General features: G+C 73.7%; 20 protein-coding genes. 12 read left to right on the top strand and 8 right to left on the bottom strand.

Translation table 11 applies throughout. The features are described 5' to 3' along the window. The first annotated feature begins 15 nt into the window (after window positions 1-15). From ACGFS9_RS03270 to mscL, 5 genes are all read left to right on the top strand, one after another. Complete coding sequence (locus ACGFS9_RS03270) at window positions 16-1,278, top strand: MFS transporter (RefSeq protein WP_393250259.1); 1,263 nt, start codon at window positions 16-18, stop codon at window positions 1,276-1,278. A gap of 68 nt (window positions 1,279-1,346) precedes the next feature. Beyond that, window positions 1,347-1,673 (top strand): FmdB family zinc ribbon protein, encoded by a 327-nt coding sequence (locus ACGFS9_RS03265; RefSeq protein WP_393250257.1) that lies wholly within the window; start codon window positions 1,347-1,349, stop codon window positions 1,671-1,673. Window positions 1,674-1,788: 115 nt separating this feature from the next. Continuing rightward, a complete protein-coding gene (locus tag ACGFS9_RS03260; RefSeq protein WP_393250255.1) occupies window positions 1,789-2,667 on the top strand; it encodes an S-methyl-5'-thioadenosine phosphorylase in 879 nt (292 codons plus the stop codon). A gap of 344 nt (window positions 2,668-3,011) precedes the next feature. Continuing rightward, window positions 3,012-3,506 (top strand): hypothetical protein, encoded by a 495-nt coding sequence (locus tag ACGFS9_RS03255; protein ID WP_393250253.1) that lies wholly within the window; start codon window positions 3,012-3,014, stop codon window positions 3,504-3,506. A 117-nt stretch (window positions 3,507-3,623) separates the two neighbouring features. Beyond that, the gene (gene mscL / locus ACGFS9_RS03250) at window positions 3,624-4,109 is read left to right on the top strand and encodes a large conductance mechanosensitive channel protein MscL (protein WP_393250251.1); all 486 of its coding nucleotides are present in this window, start codon (window positions 3,624-3,626) and stop codon (window positions 4,107-4,109) included. Between the two features lie 19 nt (window positions 4,110-4,128). Here mscL and ACGFS9_RS03245 read toward each other — a convergent pair whose 3' ends face one another. After that, the gene (locus ACGFS9_RS03245; protein ID WP_393250250.1) at window positions 4,129-4,329 is read right to left on the bottom strand and encodes a hypothetical protein; all 201 of its coding nucleotides are present in this window, start codon (window positions 4,327-4,329) and stop codon (window positions 4,129-4,131) included. Window positions 4,330-4,532: 203 nt separating this feature from the next. On the opposite strand from ACGFS9_RS03245, the gene ACGFS9_RS03240 reads away from it, so the two are divergent. From ACGFS9_RS03240 to ACGFS9_RS03225, 4 genes are all read left to right on the top strand, one after another. Beyond that, window positions 4,533-5,753, top strand: coding sequence for a low temperature requirement protein A (locus ACGFS9_RS03240; protein ID WP_393250248.1), 1,221 nt, complete (start codon window positions 4,533-4,535; stop codon window positions 5,751-5,753). Between the two features lie 79 nt (window positions 5,754-5,832). Next, window positions 5,833-6,861 carry a P1 family peptidase gene (locus tag ACGFS9_RS03235; RefSeq protein WP_393250246.1) on the top strand — a complete coding sequence of 343 codons (1,029 nt, stop codon included), beginning with the start codon at window positions 5,833-5,835 and terminating at the stop codon, window positions 6,859-6,861. Between the two features lie 713 nt (window positions 6,862-7,574). Further along, on the top strand, window positions 7,575-8,750 hold the full coding sequence (locus ACGFS9_RS03230; protein ID WP_393250521.1) for an Ig-like domain-containing protein: 1,176 nt from the start codon (window positions 7,575-7,577) through the stop codon (window positions 8,748-8,750). Window positions 8,751-8,907: 157 nt separating this feature from the next. Next, window positions 8,908-9,657: a DUF6227 family protein gene (locus tag ACGFS9_RS03225; RefSeq protein WP_393250244.1), complete on the top strand. Its 750-nt coding sequence runs from the start codon at window positions 8,908-8,910 to the stop codon at window positions 9,655-9,657. A 93-nt stretch (window positions 9,658-9,750) separates the two neighbouring features. On the opposite strand, the gene ACGFS9_RS03220 is transcribed toward ACGFS9_RS03225, so the two are convergent. Then, on the bottom strand, window positions 9,751-10,008 hold the full coding sequence (locus tag ACGFS9_RS03220; protein ID WP_393250242.1) for a hypothetical protein: 258 nt from the start codon (window positions 10,006-10,008) through the stop codon (window positions 9,751-9,753). A 156-nt stretch (window positions 10,009-10,164) separates the two neighbouring features. Beyond that, the gene (locus ACGFS9_RS03215) at window positions 10,165-11,733 is read right to left on the bottom strand and encodes an MFS transporter (RefSeq protein ID WP_393250240.1); all 1,569 of its coding nucleotides are present in this window, start codon (window positions 11,731-11,733) and stop codon (window positions 10,165-10,167) included. 62 nt (window positions 11,734-11,795) lie between these two features. Here ACGFS9_RS03215 and ACGFS9_RS03210 point away from each other — a divergent pair, with 62 nt between their 5' ends. Continuing rightward, window positions 11,796-12,770 (top strand): helix-turn-helix transcriptional regulator, encoded by a 975-nt coding sequence (locus ACGFS9_RS03210; RefSeq protein WP_393250238.1) that lies wholly within the window; start codon window positions 11,796-11,798, stop codon window positions 12,768-12,770. Between the two features lie 96 nt (window positions 12,771-12,866). On the opposite strand, the gene ACGFS9_RS03205 is transcribed toward ACGFS9_RS03210, so the two are convergent. The 3 genes from ACGFS9_RS03205 to ACGFS9_RS03195 form a co-directional block, all read right to left on the bottom strand. After that, complete coding sequence (locus tag ACGFS9_RS03205; RefSeq protein ID WP_393250519.1) at window positions 12,867-13,604, bottom strand: TetR/AcrR family transcriptional regulator; 738 nt, start codon at window positions 13,602-13,604, stop codon at window positions 12,867-12,869. 702 nt (window positions 13,605-14,306) lie between these two features. Further along, the gene (locus tag ACGFS9_RS03200; RefSeq protein WP_393250236.1) at window positions 14,307-15,305 is read right to left on the bottom strand and encodes an RNA polymerase sigma factor RpoD/SigA; all 999 of its coding nucleotides are present in this window, start codon (window positions 15,303-15,305) and stop codon (window positions 14,307-14,309) included. 775 nt (window positions 15,306-16,080) lie between these two features. Further along, a complete protein-coding gene (locus ACGFS9_RS03195; protein WP_393250234.1) occupies window positions 16,081-16,905 on the bottom strand; it encodes a dioxygenase in 825 nt (274 codons plus the stop codon). Between the two features lie 141 nt (window positions 16,906-17,046). Between ACGFS9_RS03195 and ACGFS9_RS03190 the strand changes: the two genes are divergently transcribed. Then, window positions 17,047-17,556, top strand: a complete 510-nt coding sequence (locus tag ACGFS9_RS03190) for a MarR family winged helix-turn-helix transcriptional regulator (RefSeq protein WP_393250232.1) — start codon at window positions 17,047-17,049, stop codon at window positions 17,554-17,556. A gap of 399 nt (window positions 17,557-17,955) precedes the next feature. On the opposite strand, the gene ACGFS9_RS03185 is transcribed toward ACGFS9_RS03190, so the two are convergent. Together ACGFS9_RS03185 and ACGFS9_RS03180 are read right to left on the bottom strand one after the other, a co-directional pair. After that, on the bottom strand, window positions 17,956-19,497 hold the full coding sequence (locus ACGFS9_RS03185) for an MFS transporter (protein WP_393250230.1): 1,542 nt from the start codon (window positions 19,495-19,497) through the stop codon (window positions 17,956-17,958). Window positions 19,498-19,789: 292 nt separating this feature from the next. After that, window positions 19,790-20,437: a TetR/AcrR family transcriptional regulator gene (locus tag ACGFS9_RS03180; protein ID WP_393250228.1), complete on the bottom strand. Its 648-nt coding sequence runs from the start codon at window positions 20,435-20,437 to the stop codon at window positions 19,790-19,792. Window positions 20,438-20,824: 387 nt separating this feature from the next. On the opposite strand from ACGFS9_RS03180, the gene ACGFS9_RS03175 reads away from it, so the two are divergent. Further along, window positions 20,825-22,099 (top strand): M6 family metalloprotease domain-containing protein, encoded by a 1,275-nt coding sequence (locus ACGFS9_RS03175; protein ID WP_393250226.1) that lies wholly within the window; start codon window positions 20,825-20,827, stop codon window positions 22,097-22,099. Window positions 22,100-22,730 lie beyond the last annotated feature (631 nt).

Genomic DNA, 22,730 nt, shown 5'->3' with positions numbered 1-22,730 from the left:
AGAAAGGCACGGGCCGTGGCATCCACGGTCACCTCCCGTCCTGGATACGGACAGCTGCTGCGCACCCGCGGCGCCTGGACGTTCCTGCTCCCCGGATTCGCCGCACGGCAGCCGTTCGCCATGCTGACGATCTCCATCGTGCTGCTCGTGCAGCACACCACCGGCTCCTACGGCGCGGCCGGCGCCGTCGCCGCCGCCACGGGCGTCTCCATGGCCCTGTTCGCGCCCTTCACCGGACGCCTCGCCGACCGCCACGGACAGCGGGCCGTCCTGCTGCCCGGCGTCCTCGTGCACGCCGTGGCGGGCGTCTCGCTGACCGCCCTGGCGCTGGCGCACGCCCCGCTGTGGGCGCTCTTCGCCGCCGCCGTGCCCACCGGCGCCTCGGTGCCGCAGGTCGGCCCCATGGTGCGGGCCCGCTGGGGTGTGAAGCTCCAGGGCTCCCCCCTGATGACGACGGCGGCGGCCTTCGAGTCGGTCACCGACGAGCTGACCTTCGTCCTCGGCCCGCTCCTCGCCACCGCCCTGTGCACGACCGTCGACCCCGCCGCCGGCCTGCTCGCGGAGGCCACGCTGACCCTCGTCGGCGGACTGCTGTTCGCCGCCCGCCGGAGTACGCAGCCGGCCGTCTCCGCCGAGCGGCACACGCGCGTGGAGCACGGTTCCGCGCTGCGGGTCCCCGGGGTGCGCGTCCTCGTCGTCACGTTCCTCGGCATCGGCTCGGTCTTCGGCGGCATGCAGGTCTCGCTGGCCGCGTTCAGCGAGTCGATCGGCGAGCCCGGCCTGAACGGCGTCCTGTACGGCGTGTTCGCGGCGGGCAACATGATCTCGGGCATCGTCTGCGGTGCCGTCGCCTGGAAGGCGGCACCCCAGCGGCGGCTCGTCGTCGGGTACACCGCCCTCGCGCTGGCCGCCTCCGGGCTGCTGGCCGCGCACTCGGCGGTCGTGCTCGCCGGCGTCGGCCTCCTGGTCGGCATGTGCATCGCCCCGGCGCTGATCACCGGCTACACGCTGGTCGAGAACCTGGTCCCGCAGGGGGCCCGCACCGAGGCCTTCACCTGGCTGACCGGCGCGGTCGCCCTCGGCCAGGCGGCGGCCGTCACGGTCGCCGGCCAGTTGGAGGACCGGGCGGGAGACGGTGCCGGCTTCCTGGTGCCCATGGGCGGTACGGTCCTCGCGCTGGCGACCCTCCTGGCCCTGCGGTCACGCCTCGCCGCGAGCGCCCCGAGCCGGACGGTCGCACGTGGCGTCGGTCACCGCGTGCCGGTGACAGTGGACTGATGCCGCGGAATACGTCACTATGGACCATCGTTAGCACTCACTGAGTGAGAGTGCCAGGAGGAAGACAAGTGCCGACCTACCAGTACCAGTGCACCGAGTGCGGCGAGGGCCTCGAGGCGGTGCAGAAGTTCACCGATGACGCCCTGACCGAGTGCCCCAGCTGCAGTGGCCGCCTGAAGAAGGTGTTCTCCGCCGTCGGCATTGTCTTCAAGGGCTCCGGCTTCTACCGCAACGACAGCCGCGGCTCCTCGTCGAGCAGCTCGCCCGCGTCGAAGCCGTCGACGTCCGCCGCGGCCTCCTCCTCCGACGCCAAGTCGGCGTCCGCGCCGTCCTCCTCGTCGTCCTCGGACACGAAGTCGTCGAGCACCGGCTCGGCCGGCAGCTCCGCCGCCTAAGGACGCCTCCCGCCGGGGCCCGCTCCCCGGCCGGACCCGCTCGATCCCGCCCGGCCCCGCCGCCTCACGGCGACGGGGTCCTCGGCGTTTCCGCGGCCCGGTTAGGGTGCCGTTCATGGCGAACACGGACAACACCCAGACCCCGGCCGGGGAGCAGGCGACCGACCGGGCCGAGATCGGTGTCATCGGCGGCTCGGGCCTCTACTCCTTCCTCGACGACGTGACCGAGATCCAGGTCGACACCCCTTACGGGCCCCCCAGCGACTCCCTCTTCCTCGGCGAGATCGCCGGCCGCCGGGTCGCCTTCCTGCCCCGCCACGGCCGCGGCCACCATCTGCCGCCGCACCGCATCAACTACCGCGCCAACCTGTGGGCGCTGCGTTCCGTCGGCGCCCGCCAGATCCTCGGCCCCTGCGCCGTGGGCGGCCTGCGCGAGGAGTACGGGCCGGGCACGCTCCTCGTGCCGGACCAGTTCGCCGACCGCACGAAGGCGCGGGCCCAGTCCTACTTCGACGGACTGCCGCTGCCCGACGGCTCGGTGCCCAACGTGGTGCACGTGTCCCTGGCGGACCCGTACTGCCCTGCCGGGCGCCGGGCCGCCCTGGACGCGGCGCGCGGCCGGGCCTGGGAACCGGTGGACGGCGGCACGCTCGTGGTCGTGGAGGGCCCCCGGTTCTCCACCCGGGCCGAATCGCTCTGGCACCGGGCGCAGGGCTGGTCGGTGGTCGGCATGACCGGCCACCCGGAGGCCGCGCTGGCCCGCGAACTGGAGCTCTGCTACACCTCGTTGACGCTGGTCACCGACCTGGACGCGGGCGCCGAGAGCGGCGAGGGCGTCTCCCACGACGAGGTGCTCAAGGTGTTCGCGGCGAACGTGGACCGGCTGCGCGGCGTGCTCTTCGACGCCGTCGCCGCCCTCCCGGACAACGCCGCGCGCGACTGCCCGTGCACGACGGCGCTCGGCGGGATGGACCCGGGCTTCACACTGCCGTAGCGGCCGGGGCGGTGGGCGAAGGGCCCTCCCGACCGCGCGGAACCACCCGTTCGGGCAGGCGAGTTGTCCACAATCGGGCGGCGGTGCACAGGCTTCGGCACGGTGCGCCGCGAGGCCCCATCGTGGGATCGCACGCCGGTCCCTCGTCACAGGTGGTGGTCTCCATGACTCGGCACATCCTCCTCCCTCCGCACCACGGTCAGGCGCCCCCTCCCTCCGGGCGGGAACAGGCGGCACGGCCCGATCCGCGGCCCCGGCCGGCGGCGCCCTCCCGGCGTCCGGCCGAGCCGCGGCCCTCGGGGCCGGACGGCCCGGCGGGCGCGGACGCACCGCCGACGTGCGCCGTGCCGCACTTCGCGCCCGTCCGGCTGGGCGGCGGCTGCCGGCTGCGGCGCCTGGCGCGGCACCGGAGGCGGGCCGTGGCCGCGGGCCTGGCGATGACGGCCGCCGCCCTCGTCGCGGCCGGACCGCAGGCCGCCGAAGGGGCGCGCGGCCATCCGGCGGCCACCGCCTCCGCACCCGCCGCCACCGTGTCCCGGGACTCCGCGGCCTCCCCCGCCGGTCCGGCCCCGGACCACGCCCCCACCGTGACGGCCCCCGTCCGGATCGCCGACGGCGCGACGGTGGGGCTGCTGCGCCCCGGGGACCGGGTGGACGTGGTGGCGGCGGACACCGGCGGTGCGGTGCGGGTCGTGGCGGCCGGCGCCCGGGTCGCCGAGGTGCCGGACGTCGGCGGCACCGAGACGGGGGCGCTGGTGGTTCTCGCCGTACCGCGCCCGACGGCCGTGCGGCTGGCCGGCGCGGGCACGACGTCACGACTGGCGGTGACGGTGCGGTGAGGGGTGGAGAAACCGTGTCAAGTCCCTCGTTGGAGCGACCCAATTGGACAGGCCCGTCGGCCCCTGCCGTAGGTTTCGGAACTGTTTGTTCCACGACTTGTGCAGAGGGGCCTCCTGGTGAGCGACAAGCAGCAGCCCGGCGTCTGGGAGGGCTTCAAGGCCTTCCTGATGCGCGGCAACGTCATCGACCTGGCCGTCGCGGTGGTCATCGGTGCCGCCTTCACCAACATCGTCAACTCCGTGGTGAAGGGGATCATCAACCCGGTGGTCGGGGCGATCGGGACGCAGAACCTCGACGGTTACTACTCCTGCCTGAAGGCACCGTGCACCGGCAGCGGGGACGATACCGACGGCATCCGCATCATGTGGGGTTCGGTGCTGGGCGCCACGCTCAGCTTCGTGATCACGGCGGCGGTCGTGTACTTCCTGATGGTGCTGCCGATGGCCAAGTTCCTGGCCCGTCAGGCCGCCCGCCAGAAGGCGAAGGAGAACACCCAGGAGGTGCTGGAGGTGACCGAGCTGGAGGTGCTCAAGGAGATCCGCGACGCGCTGGTCGCCCAGCGCGGCAGCGGACAGCAGGGGAACGGACAGCGCGAGGGCTGACGGCGGGGGCCGCCGCCGCTCAGATGTGGTGGGGCGGCTTCTCGTCGAGGAAGCGCTTGAGGTCGGCGGCGCTGTCACCGGTGCCCTCGGCCTGCTCCCCCCAGCCGTGGTCCGTGTCGTCCGAGGACTGCCGGTCCAGCGGGTCGTCGAAGACCAGCGCCGGCTTCGGGTCGCGCGGCTGCTGCGGATCGCGCGGTCCGGGGGCGGGGGCGGTACTCATGACCCCAGGGTACGACGCGGCAGGCGGCGCCCGCCCGGGTACCGCCCCGCACCCCGCCGACGGCGGTCGATGGTCGGCGGACGGCGATCGACGGACGGCGGTCCGCGGTCGGCGGCGCCACGCGACCGGCGGACGGCGGCACCACGGGCGCCCGTGGCCCGCTTCACCCGATTTCGCGCCGGTCATCTGCTGTGCTGGGTCCCATGACCTCCCGTTCCACTCCCCAGTCCAGCGCGACGGCCCGGCCCGCGCGCCGTCACCTGCGCAGAATGACGGCCCGCGGACGCGACGAGGCCCATCGGGTCGCATCGCCCCTGGAACTCTTCTTCGACCTGTGCTTCGTGGTGGCCATCGCGCAGGCGGGCGCCGAGCTGGTGCACGCCATGGCGGAGGGGCACGCCGGCGAGGGCATCCTCGACTACGCGATGGTCTTCTTCGCCATCTGGTGGGCGTGGATGAACTTCACCTGGTTCGCCTCGGCGTACGACAACGACGACGTGCTCTACCGCGTCGTCACCCTGGTCCAGATCGCCGGTGTGCTGGTGCTCGCCGCCGGAGTGTCGCAGGCGTTCGCGAGCCACGACTTCCTGGTCGTCTGGCTCGGCTACGCGATCATGCGGTTCGCGATGATCGCGCAGTGGCTGCGGGCCGCGCGCTCCACCGAGGGCGCCGAGAGAACGACGGCGCTGCGGTACGCGGGCGGGGTGCTGCTCTGCCAGGCCGGCTGGCTCGGCCTGCTGTTCGCCCCCGAGGGGGCCCGTCCCTGGGTGTTCCTCGTGGTGGCGGTCGCGGAACTGTGCGTGCCGCTGTACGCCGAGAAGGACCACGGCACGGCCTGGCACCCGCATCACATCTCCGAGCGCTACGGCCTGTTCACGATCATCGTGCTGGGCGAGACGGTCGCCGCGGCCACCGTCGCGGTGAAGTCGGCGGTGGACGAGCACGACGCGCTCGGGGAACTCCTGCCCATCGCCGCGGGCGGGCTGCTGATCGTGTTCGCCGCCTGGTGGATCTACTTCGTGGTGCCGATCCACGGGCACCTGCGCTCCAACGGCCAGGCGTTCCTGTGGGGATACGGCCACTACCTGATCTTCGCGTCGGCCGCCGCGATCGGGGCGGGTCTGGAGGTGGCGGTCGAGCAGGCGGTCGGCGCGGCGCACATCTCGACGCTCGCGGCGTCCGCGGCGGTGACGCTGCCGACCGCGCTGTACCTCCTCTCCGTGTGGGTGCTGCACTCGCGCTATTTCAAGGTGGGCATCGTGCAGCAGCTCGTCCTGCCGACCACCGCCCTGCTGGTCATCCTGTGCACGTTCCTCGGGGACTGGGCGGTGCCGGCGGCGGGCCTCGTCACGGCACTGGCCGTCGCGGTCGGGGTGGTGCTCACGGCGCGGACGGCCGCCCGGGGGACACCGGCACCGGAGTAGGCACCGAGCCTCCGGATCTCGCGGCGGCCGGTGCTGCCGGTGCTGCCGGTTGGGCGCGGGGCCGGGGAAGACTGGGCGCATGACAGTTGACGCTCTGACGGATGTGGCCGGCCTGCGGGTCGGGCACGCGACGCGCACCGGCGACGGATGGCTCACGGGCACCACGGTCGTCCTCGCCCCCGAGGGCGGCGCGGTGGCCGCGGTGGACGTCCGCGGCGGCGGGCCCGGCACCAAGGAGACCGACGCGCTCGATCCGCGGAACCTCGTGCAGAAGGTCGAGGCGGTGGTCCTGACCGGCGGCAGCGCCTACGGGCTGGACGCGGCGGCCGGGGTGATGGCCTGGCTGGAGGAACGGGGCCGGGGTGTGCGGGTGGGGCCCGACCCCCTGCATGTGGTGCCGGTCGTGCCCGCGGCCTGCGTCTTCGACCTCGGCCGGGGCGGAGCCTTCCGGTGCCGCCCCGACGCCGCCACCGGGCGGGCCGCGGTCGAGGCGGCCGACGCGAGCGAGCCGGGCGGCGAGGTGCCCGAGGGAGGGGTGGGCGCCGGCACGGGAGCGGTGGTCGGCGACATCAAGGGCGGGATCGGCACGGCGAGCGCGCTGCTGCCGTCGGGGATCACGGTCGGCGCGCTGGTGGTGGCCAACGCGGCGGGCTCGGTGATGGAGCCGGACAGCGGCGCGCTGTACGGGGAGTTGTTGCGGGGGCGGACGACGTGCCCGTCCGGACCGGTGCACGAGGCCGCCCGGAGCCGGCTCGCGCAGAGCGCCGCGCGGAACGCGCCACCGCCGCTGAACACCACGCTGGCGGTGGTCGCGACGGACGCCGACCTGACCCGCGCGCAGGCGCAGAAGCTCGCCGGCACGGCCCATGACGGCATCGCCCGCGCCGTGCGCCCGGTCCACCTGCTCAACGACGGCGACACGGTGTTCGCGCTGGCCACGGGCACCCGGCCACTCGACGCCGGGAACCCTCTCGCGTTGAACGAGATCCTCGCGGCGGGGGCGGACCTGGTCACCCGCGCCATCGTGCGGGCGGTGCGCGCCGCCCGTCCGGTGGAGGGCCCGGGCGGCGCCTGGCCGTCGTACGAGGAGCTCTACGGGAAAGGGTGACGCTCTCCACCTCGTACGGCTCGTCGCCCCGTCCGGCGTGAGATCCCGTCGGCACGATGGCCTCGTCCGGCACCGCGATCCCTCCGGAGTGACGGCCCCGACCGGCGCCCCGGTCTCGTTCGGTGCGACGGTCCCGTCCGGCGCCATGGTCGGCTGTCGCCGGGGCCGGTGCGGTCCCGTCCGGCACGGTGGCCTTGTCCCCGCGATCCCGTCGGGTGCCATGACCCCGTCCGGCACCGCGATCCCGGCCGGTGCCATGGTCCCGTCCGGGCCATGACCGGTCGTTGCCGGGGCCGGTGCCGGCGGACCGGAGCCGCCCGTCGTAGCCGCGGCCGGGGTTGATCGCGGCGGGCGCGGGCGGGATTGACCGCGGTGGCCGCGGCAGGAGTTGCTCTTGGCGGCCACGGCCGGGGCCGCTCGCGGCGGGCGCGGCCGGTGCCGCTCGTGGCGGCCGGGAACGGAGTTGTTAGCAGCGAGCGCGACCGGAGTTGATCGCGGCGAGCGCGGCCGGGGTTGATCGTCGCGGGCGCGGGCGGGGATTGTCCTGGTTCTGTCACGTGGCCGTCCCCGGCCGGCGTCGGCCGGAACCCCGGGCGGTGCCCGCTCGCTCTCTCTCACCGAACCGCAGCGGACGCCGCACACGACGACACCGGGGAGCAGCCGTGACAACGCCGAACAGGACAGCGCGCGCACTGGGGGCCTGTGCCGCCCTGATGGTCGGCGCCCTCACCCTCACCGCGTGCGGCGGCGACGCCAGCGCCGACACGGCCGACGGCAAGGACCGCAAGGGGGGCGGGAGTTCCGCCCGGACGTCCGGGGCCCGCATCGTGATCTCGGCGAAGGACGGTTCGACGAACGCGTCCATCAACACGACCGGCGTGAAGGTGAGCCACGGCAGGCTGACCGGGGTGAGGATGACGGTCGCCGGGAGCGGGACGGCCGTGCCGGGGGCGATAGCCGCGGACGGCACCTCCTGGAAGCCGGCGCAGCAGTTGGAGCGGGGCACGAAGTACCGGATCTCGGCGACGGCGAAGGATTCCGGCGGGCGGACCGCGGCGGCCGGCTCGATCTTCTCCACGATCTCGTCGAGCGACAGCTTCATCGGCACGTACACCCCCGACGACGGGACGACGGTCGGCGTCGGGATGCCGGTCTCGTTCGCCTTCGACAAGGCGATCGGCGACAGGAAGGCCGTGCAGTCGCACATCACGGTCACCTCCAGCAGCGGACAGCGGGTCGTGGGCCACTGGTTCGGGTCGCGGCGCCTGGACTTCCGGCCCGAGGAGTACTGGAAGGCCGGCTCCAAGGTCACCATGAAGATCGACCTGGACGGCGTCGAGGGGGCGAACGGCGTCCACGGGGTGCAGCGCAAGACGGTCACCTTCACGGTCGGCCGCTCCCAGGTCTCGACGGTGGACGTGAACACCCAGACGATGACGGTGGTGCGGGACGGCCGGACCCTCAAGAGGGTGCCGATCTCGGCGGGCAGCCCCGAACACACCACGTACAACGGGCAGATGGTGATCTCCGAGAAGTTCGCCCGCACGCGGATGAACGGCTCGACGGTCGGGTACGGCGGCGAGTACGACATCCCCGACGTGCCGCACGCGATGCGACTGACCTCGTCGGGGACGTTCATCCACGGCAACTACTGGTACAGCCGCGGGAACGCGCCCTTCGGCCGGCAGGGCACCAGCCACGGCTGCGTCGGTCTCGCCGACGAACAGGGCGGGCAGAGCGCCACGTCCGCCAAGTGGTTCTTCGACAACTCCCTCGTCGGGGACGTCGTGACGGTCCGGAACTCCCCCGACAAGACGGTCGCGCCGGACAACGGGCTCAACGGCTGGAACATGGCCTGGAGCGCCTGGACGGCCGGAAGCGCCCTGTGACCAGGGGCTTCGGGAGTGCGGTCGGGTCGCAGGGGAACTCCCCGCGCGGCCCGGCCGTTTTCCGTCCGTACGTTTTCTCGGTTCGCGGACATGATGTCCGACCGAGGGGCTACGGTATGCACCCACAAGGTGACATGCAGCAACGCCGGGAGAAACCTTGAGCGTTCCGTACGAGACGGCAGCGTACGAACCACCCGAGTCGCCCGAGTCTCCGGAGGAGCATCTCGAACGGCTTCTGGGCCGCGCCCTGAACTCGTTCGAGCTGCCCGACGAGACGATACGGCTCCTCGACTGCGCGCTGGCGCACGACAGCTCGCTGCACTCCGCGCACCACAGCGCCGGACTGCACCGGGAGACGTACCGGCACACATGGCTGCTCGCCGACGGCTCCGCGGTCACGCTGTGGGAGCTCGTGCACAACACGGCGGTGGGCCGCGACGCCCAGCACGAGGTGTACGTCGACGAGGAGGAGGTGCGCGAGGCCACGGCCCGGCTCGCCCTCCCGCCGGACGCCCCGGACTTCGAACTGCCCGCGTTCGTCCAGTTGTCGTCGATCCCGGAGCCGCGGCACACCTATGTGCCCGACGACTCCGCCGATCACGCGCGCCGGCTGGTGCGCCGCGCCGAGAACGCGGACGGTCCGGACGGGGAACTCGTGGCGCTGCTGCTGCGGGAGGCGTTCGCCCACCAGATCACCCAGGCGTTCGGCCGCCCCGGGCGCACCGGGCGGACCGGCCTGTCCTTCTCGCTGTACGAGCACGCGTTCCTGCTGCGGGACGGCCGGGAGGTCTCCCTGTGGGAGGTCGAGCACACGGCGACTCCGGACCGCCGCCACATGTGCGAGGTCTACGCGTCGCAGGACGCGGCACGGGACGCGATCGAGCGGCGGGCCGCCCGGCTCGGCTGACACCGTCCGCTTGCCCCGGGCCCGGAACCGGGCCGGGGCCAGGGCCCGCGTCGGGCATGCCCGTCGCGGTCTGCGGGAGGCGTGGAGGCGCGTTCAGGAGGGCCGGGTGTCGCTGAACCGCCGTACCAGGCGGGCGAAGGCGGCACGTTCCTCGGGGGTCAGTTCCACGGACTCCGCGTCCGGCCCCCGGCGCTGACCGGGCAGTCCGCGCAGCGCCTCGCCCGGGGTCGGCGCCATGGTGGCGGACGGACCGCCGCGCAGCAGGCGCGCCAGGCCGAGGACCCAGACGACGGCCGCCAGCGCGAGGAACGCCACGCCGGCCGACTGGAGGATCGACACGTGCTCGGGCATGCGCCCCAGTAGACACCACGGTCCGGGACTTCGGCCCCGCACCGTGATGTATCTCGCAGAAGCGGTGAACCCCTCACGGTGGCCGCAAAGGGACACCGTGAGGGGCTCTCCGGTCCGGCGGGGCATCCCGCGCCCCGGCAGACCCGGGCGAGGGGCTCAGCCGACGAGTTCAGGCTGCTTCGGCGCACCGGACTCCGGGCGCTCCGGACCGGCGGCGCCGGCCGCCCCGCCCTCCACATGCTGGGCGGGGCGCCTGGGCAGGGCGAACATCAGCAGGAAGATGACGGCCAGCACCGCGGCGACCCAGCCCAGCGCGTGCTGGAAGGCGTGCACGAAGGCGGGGCCCACCTGGCGGCGGGTCAGGTGGTCGCCGATCTCCCCGAAGAACACCACCGACACCAGGCCGAGGCCGAGCGCGTTGCCCATCTGCTGCACGGTGTTGATCAGGCCCGAGGCGGACCCCGCGTGCTCCCGCGGAACCTCCGAGAGCACCGCGTCCGTCAGCGGGGCGACGATGAAGCCCATGCCGACGCCCATGACCACCAGCGGGAGGGCCATCTGCCAGGACGCGATTTCCATGCCGTACCGGTCGGCCTCCCAGATGTAGAGCAGGACGCCGAGGGCCATGAGCAGGGCGCCGGCCTGGAGCACCTTGCGCCCGAAACGCGGGACGAGCAGCTGCACCGACATGCCCGCCGCCGCGGAGACCGCGATGGAGAACGGCACGCCGGTGAGTCCCGCCCGCAGCGCGGTCCAGCCCAGCCCGATCTGCATGTACAGCGTCCAGACCAGGAAGAAGACGCCGAGGGCGACACCGAACACGGTCTGCACGGCGATGCCCGCCGCGAAGCTCTTGACCCGGAACAGCGACAACTCCACGAGCGGCGAGCCGTCCCGCCGCGTCTTGCGCCGCTCGTACGCCACCAGGGCGGCGAACACGAGGACCGAGCCGCCCATCGACAGGTGTCCCCACAGCGGCCAGCCCAGCTCGCGGCCGCGGGTCAGCGGGTACAGCAGCATCAGCAGACCGAGGGTGACGAGCGCGACGCCGACCAGGTCGAGCCGGAGCGCGCGCGGCGCCCGGGACTCGCCGATGAAGCGGCGGCCGAGGACGAGCGCGAGCAGGCCGACGGGCAGGTTGATGAGGAAGATCGGCCGCCACTCCAGGCCGAACAGGTTCCCCTCGGTCAGCAGCGCGCCGAGCAGCGGTCCCGAGACGGCGCCGAGGCCGACGATCGCGCCGAACAGGCCGAAGACCTTGCCGCGTTCGTGCGCGGGGAAGGTGGCGTGCACGATCGAGAGCACCTGCGGCACCATCAGGGCGGCCATGGCGCCCTGGAGGATGCGCGAGGCGACGAGCATCTCCGGGTTCACGGCGAAGCCGCACAGCGCGGAGGCGACGGTGAAGCCGGCCACGCCGAGGAGGAACAGCCGCTTGCGGCCGTGGATGTCGCCGAGCCGGCCACCGGTGACGAGACCCGCGGCGAAGGCCAGCGCGTAGCCGGCGGTGATCCACTGGATCTGGCTGAACGTGGCGCCCGCGTCCCGCTGGATGGACGGGATCGCGATGTTGACGATGGTGACGTCGACCAGGTCCATGAAGGCGGCGGTCATCACGATGGCGAGGGCGAACCAGCGCCGCCGGTCGGCCGCGTCGCGCGCGGCCGGTCGGCCGGCGCCCGGAGCGTCGGACATCTCTGTCCCGGAGGTCTCGGTGGAGGTCATGCGGTCACGCTAGAACGCCATTAGGTCGGATCGTGTCCTAATGGTGCGGCACCCTGGAGGGCATGACGACGGACACGCCGGCCCGGCTCCTCCAGCTCCTCTCCCTCCTCCAGACACCCCGTGAGTGGCCGGGCGGCGAGCTGTCCGAGCGGCTCGGGGTGTCCCGGCGCACGGTCCGCCGCGACATCGACCGGCTGCGCGAGCTGGGCTATCCGGTGCAGGCGACGAAGGGGGCCGACGGCGGGTACCGGCTGGTCGCGGGCAAGGCAATGCCGCCCCTCGTCCTCGACGACGAGGAGGCCGTGGCGATCGCGGTGGGCCTGCGGGCCGGCGCCGGGCACGCGGTCGAGGGCGTGGACGAGGCGTCGGTGCGGGCGCTCGCCAAGCTGGAGCAGGTGCTGCCGGCCCGGCTGCGCCACCGCGTGTCCACCCTCCAGGCCGCCACCACTCCGCTGACCAGCGGGGACGGCGCGAGCATCGCACCCGAGACGCTGACCGTGATGGCGTCGAGCGTGGCGGGGCGGGAACGGCTGCGCTTCGCCTACCGCTCCGGCGACGGGACCCCGTCGCGGCGGCTGACCGAGCCCTACCGCCTGGTGTCCACGGGCCGCCGCTGGTACCTCGTCGCGTACGACCTCGGCCGCGAGGACTGGCGGACGTTCCGCGTCGACCGGGTCTCCGAGCCCGTGGCGACCGGCGCCCGGTTCGCCCCGCGCCCGCTGCCGACCGGCAGCGCGGCGGAGTACCTGCGGCAGTCGGTGTACCGGCGCCAGGAGACGTACGCCGTCGACGTCGCCTTCGCCGCCCCGGCCGCGTTCGTGACGGCCCGCCTGCCCGGCTGGCTCGGCGTTCCCGAGCCGGTCGACGACGGCAGCTGCCGGCTCCGCGCCACCTCCGGCGACTCCGTGGAGTGGCTGGCGGTGCGGATCGCGATGGTCGGCTGCGAGTTCACGGTCCACGAGCCCACCGAACTGGCCCGCTACGTGAGCGAGCTGGGCGCCCGCCTGAGCCGCGCGGCGGGCGGCACCGGGGACTGACCCGGCACGCCGTGCCGGCTCCACCACCCGCGGTTCCGACCCGTGGCGTGGTCCGGCGGGGCGATCGCGGTGCCCTGCTCGCCCCGCGTCACCGCCTCACGGCGTTCCGGCGGGCCAGGGGAAGCCGTCCAGGGCCCCGAGGTTGCGCAGGGCGAGGGCGCAGGGGCCGCCCGGGCCGTCGGCGGCGGCGTCGCCGGCCGCCCAGGACTCCACGGCCACGCGGACGGCCGCAGTGGCGACGGCGGCGGTGAACCGGAGCCGGGGGTCGAGACCGGCGACGCCGGCAGGGTCCGTGTCCCGGGGGTCCGCGGAAGCCGCCGGGGCGTCGGGCTCCTCCCCGGGACCGGGGCGCGTCACCGCCCCCGGTCCGCCGACGGCATCGGTCCCGTCCGCCCCGGCCTCCGGCGGCGCCGCGTCGGCCGCACCCGCCGCCTCGGCCGCGCGGTCCGCCAGGACCACCGCGAGCGTGCGTTCCGCCGTCTGGCACGCCTCTCCCCACACCCGCAGCAGGGCCGGGTTCGCCTCGGCCAGCCGCAGCAGGGCGCGGACCCAGTCGAGGGATTCGTAGCGGACGCCCGCGCCCGGGGTGAGGGTGGCGACGAGCGCCTGCCGCAGCGCCTCCGGCACCGAGAGGTGGGCCGGTGCGGACCGGACCGCTTCGGCCCAGCGCTGCGCACCGGCGGCGAAGAGGGGCCCCAGTGCCTCCTCCTTGCCGGCGAAGTACCGGTAGAAGGTGCGGGGTGCGACGCCGGCCGCGCGGGCGATGTCCTCGGCACGGGTGGCCCGCAGGCCGTCACGCAGGAAGAGTCCCGCGGCGGCCCGGGCGATCTCCATCCGGGTGGCCGCCTTGCGGCGCTCGACGAGCGAGGGACCTTCGCCGACCGTCCGCGCGCCGCGGACAGGGGTCGCTCCGGGGTTCGCCCGGCCGGCCGAGGTGTCCAGGTCGTGTTCACTACCGCTCACGGTCGGCAGGCTATGCCGCTGTGGCACAATCTGCCATCCGGGTCACCCCGGGGTTCAGGTCCGGGGTGCTCCGGCCCCCTTCCCGCCCCGGCCTCCGGCCGGCAGCCCGCCCGGTCCGCCGCACGGTGCCCGCCCGTTCCGCACGGCCCGCGGCGCCCCACGCCACTTGTGCCCCGCCGCACGGCGGCACGGCACAAAGGGAGCCGGGCCCCGGCGCCAGGGGGGGGAAGGCGCCGGAGCCCGGCTCTGGAAGAGTCCCGGCGCGGGGGGGTGTGCGTCGGGACTCGGCTCTCGGGGGCGTCTCACGCGCGCCCGGACGGGGGCCGAACGCCGAGCCCTGAGGTCTTGTTCCCTGAGCCCGACGAGTTGAAGCGACCTTACATGGCCATGTCTGGTCGACTTGTGGCCAACGTGGCACGGGGATCCGTGCGAGGACGCGGCGAACGGGGCCTCGCGGCCCGCCGGCGCGTGGACCCGTTCGGCCCACCCGCCTCGGCCGCCCTGCCCGTCGCGCCGGTCCCGTCCGTCGCGGTCGCCGCGGCCGTCACGCGGCCGGCCGCGGTCCCGCTCCGGTCACGCCGCCGCGTCGAACCCGGTGTCCCGTGCCAGCTTCTTCAGTTCGAGCAGGGCGTGCTTCTCGATCTGCCGGATGCGCTCACGGGTCAGCCCGTGCTCTTTGCCGACCTCCGTCAGCGTGCGCTCCCGGCCGTCCTCTATGCCGTAGCGCATCTTGATGATGGAGGCCGTGCGCTGGTCGAGCCGGCCGATCAGGTCGTCCAGCTCCTCGCTGCGCAGCAGGGTGAGCACGGACTGCTCGGGGGACACCGCCGAGGTGTCCTCCAGGAGGTCGCCGAACTGGGTCTCGCCCTCGTCGTCCACCGACATGTTCAGCGAGACCGGGTCACGCGCCCAGTCCAGCACGTCCCCGACGCGCTCCGGCGTCGAGCCGAGCTCGGCGGCGATCTCCGCGTGCTCCGGCTCCCGGCCGTTCTCCCGGTTGAACTCGCGCTGGACGCGGCGGATGCGGCCCAGCTCCTCGACCAGGTGGACGGGGAGGCGGATCGTGCGCGACTGGTCGGCGATGGACCGGGTGATGGCCTGGCGGATCCACCAGGTGGCGTACGTGGAGAACTTGAAGCCCTTGCGGTAGTCGAACTTCTCGACCGCGCGCACCAGGCCGGCGTTCCCCTCCTGGATGAGGTCGAGCAGCGGCAGGCCGCTGCGCGGGTAGCGCCGCGCGACGGCCACGACCAGCCGCAGGTTCGAGCGGATGAACACGTCCTTCGCGCGCTCGCTGTCGGCGACCAGCGCCTCCAGCTCCTCGCGGGAGGCGTCCGCCTTCGCCTCGGTCTCACCGTCGAGGATCTGCTGCGCGAACACACCCGCTTCGATGACCTGGGACAGCTCGACTTCCTTGGCGGCGTCGAGCAGCGGCGTACGCGCGATCTCGTCGAGGTACATGCCGACCAGGTCGCGGTCGGCGATCTCGCCGCCTACGGCGCGAACACTGCGTGCCGCGTCGGCGGTCTCGCCGGTGGCGGACTGACGACGGGCGACGGCACGGGTTGCCATGCGTGCTCCCTTGCGATGGTGGGCTAGCGGGTGGTCCAGGACGTCCGTTCACCCTCCCGGGTGCCCGGCATCCGATGGAAACAACGACTGGAATCAGGACAGAATTCCCAGCGGGCCCCTCGATTTTTCTGATCATGCAGTACCCTGTCGCACCACACGGGCGGACGCATGCCGCCGCGGCGCACGGATGCGCAGGTCAGGTACGCAGTCGCCGTCGGCCCGGCCGCCCTGACGACACTCGACGACCCCAGCACGGGGGAGACGCCCGTCACCTTCGATACGGCCGTTTTCCCGCGGGGCGAACGCCGGCCCCGACCGCTCTCCCACCCTGAAGACGGACGGCACCGCCCGATGGTTGCCACCGGCGCTGACTCACAGGCGATTCCCAGGTACGCAGCATCGGGCCCGCTCCCCCCGGAGGCCGCCCCCGGGACCTCCTCGGGGCGATCGGCCGGGCGCCCCGGACAGCGGGAACGGGGCGGCCCGGTCTCCGCGGCCCCCTCCCCCGCAGCGCGCCCCTTCACGACACCGGGCGCCCGGGGAGGCGCCCCGGCCACCCGCGGGCGGGGATCGTGCCGCCCCGCGCCGCGTCGGCGCGAAGCACGGACCCCTCGGCTCCCGCCCCGCCCGCGTCCACGTCCGTCGCGAGGCGGGCCGCGCGCCCGGTCGCCACCGGGCCGTCACCCGGCACGAGGAGGCCCTCACCCCGCGAGGGCGCGACCCACACGGCACCGGGCGCACTTCACGCCCGGAAGACGCTGCCCCGGGTCGGACCTCACTCCGTGGCCGCGGGACCGCCGAACTGGACCGACCGCTTCGCCATACCCATCCAGAACCCGTCGATCACGGACCGCTGCCCGTCCAGCTCGCCCGTGGCGTCCGCGGCGCCCATGGCCACGAAGAGGGGGGCGAAGTGCTCGGTGCGCGGGTGGGCGAGCCGGCCCGCCGGGGACTTGCGCTCGAAGTCGAGCAGCGCGTCGACGTCGCCGGCCTCCAGCGCCCGGTGCCCCCAGTCGTCGAACTCGCTCGACCAGGCCGGCACGCCCGCACCGGTGTGCCTGAGGGCCGCGAGATTGTGGGTGAAGAATCCGGACCCGACGATCAGGACACCCTCGTCGCGGAGCGGCGCCAGCCTGCGGCCGATCTCCAGGAGCCGGACCGGGTCGAGCGTCGGCAGGGAGACCTGGAGGACCGGGATGTCGGCCCCGGGGTACATCTCCACCAGCGGGACGTACGCGCCGTGGTCGAGCCCGCGATCGGGCATGTCCTGCACGGGTGTGCCGGGCGCGCGCAGCAGTTTGCGGACGGACTCGGCCAGGCGCGGGGCGCCGGGGGCCGCGTAGGAGACCCGGTAGTAGTGCTCGGGAAAGCCCCAGAAGTCGTAGACGAGCGGGACCGTCTCGGTCGCGCCGAGGGCGAGCGGGGCCTCCTCCCAGTGGGCGGAGACCATGAGGATCGCCCGGGGCCGGGGCAGGTCGGCGGACCAGGCGGCGAGCTGGCCGGGCCAGACGGGGTCGTCGGCGAGGGGCGGGGCGCCGTGGCTCAGATAGAGGGCGGGCATGCGCTCCGGGGCGGGGCGCTCCTCGGTGTCGGCGGTCATGGCGGCTCCCTCCGGCGGACGCGCGGTCGGCTCGACGGCGCGGCGAACGATTCCCGAGCAGTTGCTTAAACTCTCAAGTTCTTGCATCGACGCTACGCCCGGTTTGTTTAATTTTCAAGGATGGGCTCGTACAGTGGAGCCATGAACACGGCACCCCCTCCCGCTGACGAGCCGCGCTGGCTCACCGACGAGGAACAGCGCATCTGGCGCGCGTACATGCACGCCACGACCCTCCTCGAGGACCATCTCGACCGCCAGCTCCAGCGCGACGCGGGCATGCCGCACATCTACTACGGCCTGCTCGTCCAGCTCGCCGAGGCCCCGCGCCGCCGGCTGCGGATGACCGAGCTGGCCAGGCACGCGAAGATCACCCGCTCCCGGCTCTCGCACGCGATCGCGCGCCTGGAGAAGAGCGGCTGGGTGCGCCGCGAGGACTGCCCGTCCGACAAGCGGGGGCAGTTCGCGGTCCTCACCGACGAGGGTTTCGAGGTACTGCGGCGGACCGCGCCGGGCCATGTGGCCGCCGTACGCCAGGCCCTGTTCGACCGGCTCGGGCCGGAGCGGCAGAAGGCCTTCGGCGAGGCCATGCGGATCATCGCGGAGGGCCTCCAGCCGCAGGAGGCCGGCGCCGACCTCCCCTGGCTGCGCTGACCCGAGCGACCGGTTGCGCCGACGAGCGAGGGGCGGGCGGGTCGGCGGAACGAGGCCGGGCGACGGCCAGGGCCGGACCGTCGACGGTAGACCGGGCGACGACCGGAGCCGGAGTGACGGCGGGAGACCGGAGACAGTGGGGGGATCGGGCGACGGCGGCACCGCCGCGGCTCCCCGCCCGGGGAGCAGGCAGGACATGACACCGCCCCGGCTCCCCGGGAAGGGAGCCGGGGCGGTGCCCGGAAGCGTGCGGACGAGGCGTCCCCACCCCGCGTCCGTACGCGAAGCGTGCGAGGGGGGCCGGGCACCCGGGCACCTGACGTACCCGGACGCCCGCCCGACCCGGAGGGCCCGGAGTGAGCCCGGCGCGTGGCGTCGCCCTCGGCGGGCGACGGCACGTCAGTGGGCGATGACCGGCACCTTCAGCTCGTCCTCGGCCTCCTCGTCCGCGCCGGCGACGACGCCCGCGTCGGGGCGGCCGGTGTTGACGAGGGTGAGGGCGATGGCCGCGGACAGCGTGAGGATGCCGACCGCGAGCCAGATCGCGACGCTGTAGCCGTGCACCATGCCCTGCGCCTGCACGAGCCGCTGCTGGGCGGCGGAGCCGGCGCCGGCGATGTGGTCCGTGATGTACGCGGTCGTCGCCGAGGCGGCGATCGTGTTCAGCAGGGCCGTGCCGATCGCGCCGCCGACCTGCTGCGAGGTGTTGACCATCGCGGAGGCGACACCGGCGTCACGCGGCTCGATGCCGTACGTGGCCAGCGACATGGCGGGCATGAACGCCGTACCCATGCCGAGGCCGAGCAGGAGCAGACCCGGCAGCACCACGGTGGAGTACGAGGAACCGATCTCCAGCTGGGTGAGCAGCAGCATGCCGACGGCGGCGACCAGGAAGCCGGGGCCCATCAGCAGCCGCGGCGCGACCCGCGTCATCAGCCGGGCGCCGATCTGCGTCGAGCCCGTGATCATGCCCGCGACCATCGGCAGGAAGGCGAAGCCGGTGGAGATGGGCGAGAAGCCCTTCACGATCTGCAGGTAGTAGGTCAGGAAGAGGAACGTGCCGAACATCGCGATGATCGCGAGACCGAGCGAGAGGTAGACGCCGCCGCGGTTGCGGTCGGTGACCACGCGCAGGGGCAGCAGCGGGGCCTTGACCTTGGACTCGGTGTAGACGAACGCGGCCAGCAGCACGGCGGAGGCCACGAACAGGGCGAGGGTCACGGAGTCGGTCCAGCCGTCGGACTCGGCGCGGGTGAACCCGTAGACCAGGGAGACCAGTCCGAGGGTGGACAGGACGACGCCCGGGATGTCGAGCGGCGAACGGTTGCGGCCGCCCTCCGGCTCGCGGATGACGAAGTACGCGCCCGCGGCCGCGATGATCGCGAAGGGGATGTTGACGAAGAAGGTCCAGCGCCAGTTCATGTACTCGGTGAGGACACCGCCGAGGATGAAGCCGACGGCGCCGCCGCCGCCGGCGATCGCGCCGTAGATGCCGAACGCCTTGGCGCGCTCCTTGGCGTCGGTGAACATGACGGCGAGCAGCGAGAGCGCGGCGGGCGCGAGCAGCGCGCCGAACACGCCCTGGAGGGCGCGGGCGCCGAACATCATGGCGCCGCTCTGGGCCGCGCCGCCGAGGGCGGAGGCCAGGGCGAAGCCCACGAGACCGACGACGAAGGCGCGCTTGCGGCCCCACAGGTCGGCGATCCGGCCGCCGAAGAGCAGCAGACCGCCGAAGGCGAGGGCGTAGGCCGTCACGACCCACTGCCGGTTGCCGTCGCTGATGCCCAGGTCCTGCTGGGCGGAGGGCAGCGCGATGTTCACGATCGTCGCGTCGAGGACGACCATCAGCTGGGCGAGCGCGATGAAGACGAGCGCTTTCCAGCGGTTGTTGTGCGCGTCGGACGCGGCGTCCGGTACGGCGCTGGTTGCTGATGCAGACATGGGGATACCCACTCCGGGACTTCGTAGCGAAAAAAATCGAGGCGGACCGGCGCGAACCGGCGAAGGGACGGCTCGTCGTCGGTGACGGCCGGACGTGCGACCGGCGCGGCTCTCGGGCATGCCGAGGGCGGCCGGTTGCCGAGCGACCCGCGCGTCGGGCGCGGGACGACGCGCCGGTGCGGGCGTCGCGGTCGGTCGGCTGGGCGAGGTCGTTGGACGGTGTCGGGTTCAGGTTCGGGTCACGAGGGCCGAGGACGGAGGCGGTCGCGGATCGCGCGCCGCCCCCCGGCGGTCAGCAGCCTCGTCGCAGTTCCTCCACGGTGGCGGCCACCCCGGGCAGTTCGGAGCGGGCCGGAGCCCGCATACCGTCCAGGAACAGCTGCAGATGACGGTGCACGAAGCGGTCGATGCCCTGGCACGCGGTGCCCGGCAGCGGCCTGGTGAGCTGGCTGACGGCGATCATGAGATCGCCCAGCTCGACATCGGGGCGGAGCTGCCCGGCCTCACGGGCGCGGGCCATCAGCCGCTCGATCAGATCGGTGATCCGGTCGCGCGCGGCGACCAGATCGGGGTGGTCCTGGTCGAAGCCCTCGGAGAGCATCGGGCACAGGGCGCCGATCCGCTCGTCGGCGGCGAAGTGCACGAAGCCGCTCAGCGACGCGAAGGCGTCACCGCCCCGGGCCAGGGCCTCCTCCACCCACTCCGAGGTGCGGTCCATCACCGAGCAGACGACCTCTCGGGCGAGGGAGTCGCGATCGGGGAAGTTCCGGTACACCGTGGCGTTGCCGACGCCGGCCCGGCGGGCGATCTCGTCGAAGGGCACCTCGGCCCCGAACTCGACGAACATCTCGCTGGCGGCGGCGACGATCCGCTCCCGGTTGCGCAGGGCGTCGGCGCGGGGCCGGGTCGCTTTGCGCTGCACGGGGGTTGCGGTCTGCACGGCGTCCTCCTCGGACGGGTCGGTGTCGGCGGTTCCGACGGTGAAGCGCGATCCGGGGATTCGTTCCCCGTTTCGCTCGGACACCTGGCTAAACGGGGAAACGATCCCCGGTTATTTCCCGGCCCGCCGAAAAGATGATGTGACCTGGCTCACACATGCGCGCGGGTGATCGCGGCCCGCGCACCGGGCGCCCCGCGTCCACCCCCCGAACCCCCTCGGACCTGGCACGAGACCACTCGGCCGGCCCCTTCCCGCCCCGCCCCCGGAGCCGGTCCGACAGAAGAACCCGATCGGACTCATCCAGCGCGCGCCCGGCGCGTCGGCGACACAGGGTGATCGCAAGGGTGCAGTCGGAGACGGGCGGCTGCCGTGGAGCGAGGGGCCCGCATGCAGCCGTCCAGCCGCCGGATACGCCCGCGCCGCGTGGCCGCACTCGCCACGGTGAGCGTCCTGACGCTCGCCGTCAGCACCGCGGCCGGCAGCGGGCACCTGACGGCGGGCTCGGCGACGGCCGGCTCGGCCCCCCTGGCCCGCACCACGGCCCTGGGCTCCTGCGCGATCAGCGGTCCGGCGGGCGTCCAGATGGGCGAAGGCATCCCCACCGTCCCCGGCTACGCCCGCTCCACCGGCACGATCCGGGCGCTGACCCTGATGGTCGACTTCTCCGACGCCCCCGGCAAGGGCAGCGCGCTCGACCGGTACGCCGAGTTCTTCCCGCAGACGCAGGAATGGTTCCGCACGGGCTCCTACGGGCGCCTCGACTACCGCCCCGACGCCCCGATCCGGCACTGGCTGCGCATGCCCAAGTCGTTCAAGCAGTACGGCATCGAACGCGGCGCGCCCTTCGACCCCGGCTACCGCGAACTGGTGCAGGACATCGTGGCGGCGGCCGACCCCGAGGTCGACTTCCGCTCCTACGACATCCTCAACGTGCTGGTCACCCCCAACGCCGGGCCCTCGGCGCTGGACACCGTGCTGTCGGTGACGTTCGCCGGCAACGCCGAGGCGCCGGTCGCGGACGGCGTCCCCGTCTCCAACGCGTCGTTCGTCTACAGCCGCCAGGACGACGGCTCCGGCTCGTACGCCGACACCGGCTACCGCGTCCTTCCCCACGAGAACGGCCACACCTTCGGCCTGCCCGACCTGTACACCCAGGAGGGCGGCGGCGCCGTCGGCCACTGGGACATCATGAGCGAGGACTGGGGGGCCGACAACGACCTCCTCGGCTGGCACAAGTGGAAGCTCGGCTGGCTCGACGACTCCCAGGTCCACTGCGCGGCGACGTCCGGGACCACCGAGTACACGCTGACCCCGCTGGAGAGCTGGGGCGGCGCCAAGCTCGTCGTCATCCCGCTCGGCCCGAAGAGCACCTACGTCCTCGAACTGCGCACCAACGGGGGCAACGACTCCGCCGTCTGCAGCCCCGGCATCCTCGTCTACAAGGTCGACACGGACGTGGACACCGGGAACGGCCCGGTCAAGGTGTACGACGCGCACCGCGACAGCGGCGGCTGCACCCGCTCCCCGAACGTCCACGCCGAACTCTCCGACGCCCCCTTCTCCCCCGGCGAGACGTTCAAGGACCCGAGGGCGGGCATCACCGTCCAGATCGCGGACGGAGACCCGGAGGGGACGTACCGGGTGTACGTCACCCGCCGCTGACCCCGAACCGGCCGGCCGGGGCCCATCGCGGGGACAGCCCGCGGCCGTCCGGCGTCGGCCGCGTCATTCCGGCCGATTTTCCGGAGGGAAAGACTCCGCTGCCACGGGAACGACCCGGCCGACCCGGTGCACCACCAGGGCGCGGACGACGGAGCCCTGGCATGGACCGGCAGTCGGGAACGTCACCGCCCCCGAACGGCGAACGCGAGCTGATCGAGGCCGAGTTACGGCTGCACCCGGCGGGGTCGCCGTTGCGGCACGGGGGGTTGGACGGGGCGAGGTGAGGTGAGGTGAGGTGAGGTGGTTCGGGACGAGTCCGGGCGGGGCTGGGCGGGGCGAGGTGGGCTGGGGGGGTGCTGCGGGGCAAGGGCCGGGGGGCGGGGAGGGAGAGAGCCGCGGGCACGGCGAACGTCTCCCTGCGCACCGCGTAGCGCACCGTGCACCGCGTGGCGTGCGGCGTGCGGCGTGCGGCGTGCGGCGTGCGGCGTGCGGCGTGCGGCGTGCGGCGTGCGGCGTGCGGCGTGCGGCGTGCGGCGTGCGGCGCACCGTGCACCGCGTGGAGCACGCACGTCCGCGTTCCCCCAACCCGCCGTCCAGAGCCCAACTGCGTTGACAGCGGCCCGCGTCAGGA

Origin of the sequence: Streptomyces sp. NPDC048566, assembly GCF_043199735.1 — a bacterium.
Classification (GTDB): Bacteria; Actinomycetota; Actinomycetes; order Streptomycetales; family Streptomycetaceae; genus Streptomyces.
The sequence above is the reverse complement of the archived record's forward strand: the minus strand, read 5'-3'. Positions and strand labels throughout refer to the sequence as shown.

What these genes read in the sequence shown, in the direction of transcription:
- ACGFS9_RS03210 (WP_393250238.1), top strand. Translation starts at nt 11,796, where the DNA reads ATGACGACGGACACGCCGGCCCGGCTCCTCCAGCTCCTCTCCCTCCTC.
- ACGFS9_RS03220 (WP_393250242.1), bottom strand. Translation starts at nt 10,008, where the DNA reads ATGCCCGAGCACGTGTCGATCCTCCAGTCGGCCGGCGTGGCGTTCCTC.
- ACGFS9_RS03190 (WP_393250232.1), top strand. Translation starts at nt 17,047, where the DNA reads ATGAACACGGCACCCCCTCCCGCTGACGAGCCGCGCTGGCTCACCGAC.
- ACGFS9_RS03245 (WP_393250250.1), bottom strand. Translation starts at nt 4,329, where the DNA reads ATGAGTACCGCCCCCGCCCCCGGACCGCGCGATCCGCAGCAGCCGCGC.
- ACGFS9_RS03175 (WP_393250226.1), top strand. Translation starts at nt 20,825, where the DNA reads ATGCAGCCGTCCAGCCGCCGGATACGCCCGCGCCGCGTGGCCGCACTC.
- ACGFS9_RS03215 (WP_393250240.1), bottom strand. Translation starts at nt 11,733, where the DNA reads ATGACCTCCACCGAGACCTCCGGGACAGAGATGTCCGACGCTCCGGGC.
- ACGFS9_RS03200 (WP_393250236.1), bottom strand. Translation starts at nt 15,305, where the DNA reads ATGGCAACCCGTGCCGTCGCCCGTCGTCAGTCCGCCACCGGCGAGACC.
- ACGFS9_RS03205 (WP_393250519.1), bottom strand. Translation starts at nt 13,604, where the DNA reads ATGGAGATCGCCCGGGCCGCCGCGGGACTCTTCCTGCGTGACGGCCTG.
- ACGFS9_RS03235 (WP_393250246.1), top strand. Translation starts at nt 5,833, where the DNA reads ATGACAGTTGACGCTCTGACGGATGTGGCCGGCCTGCGGGTCGGGCAC.
- ACGFS9_RS03185 (WP_393250230.1), bottom strand. Translation starts at nt 19,497, where the DNA reads ATGTCTGCATCAGCAACCAGCGCCGTACCGGACGCCGCGTCCGACGCG.
- ACGFS9_RS03260 (WP_393250255.1), top strand. Translation starts at nt 1,789, where the DNA reads ATGGCGAACACGGACAACACCCAGACCCCGGCCGGGGAGCAGGCGACC.
- ACGFS9_RS03230 (WP_393250521.1), top strand. Translation starts at nt 7,575, where the DNA reads ATGGTCGGCGCCCTCACCCTCACCGCGTGCGGCGGCGACGCCAGCGCC.
- ACGFS9_RS03195 (WP_393250234.1), bottom strand. Translation starts at nt 16,905, where the DNA reads ATGACCGCCGACACCGAGGAGCGCCCCGCCCCGGAGCGCATGCCCGCC.
- ACGFS9_RS03240 (WP_393250248.1), top strand. Translation starts at nt 4,533, where the DNA reads ATGACCTCCCGTTCCACTCCCCAGTCCAGCGCGACGGCCCGGCCCGCG.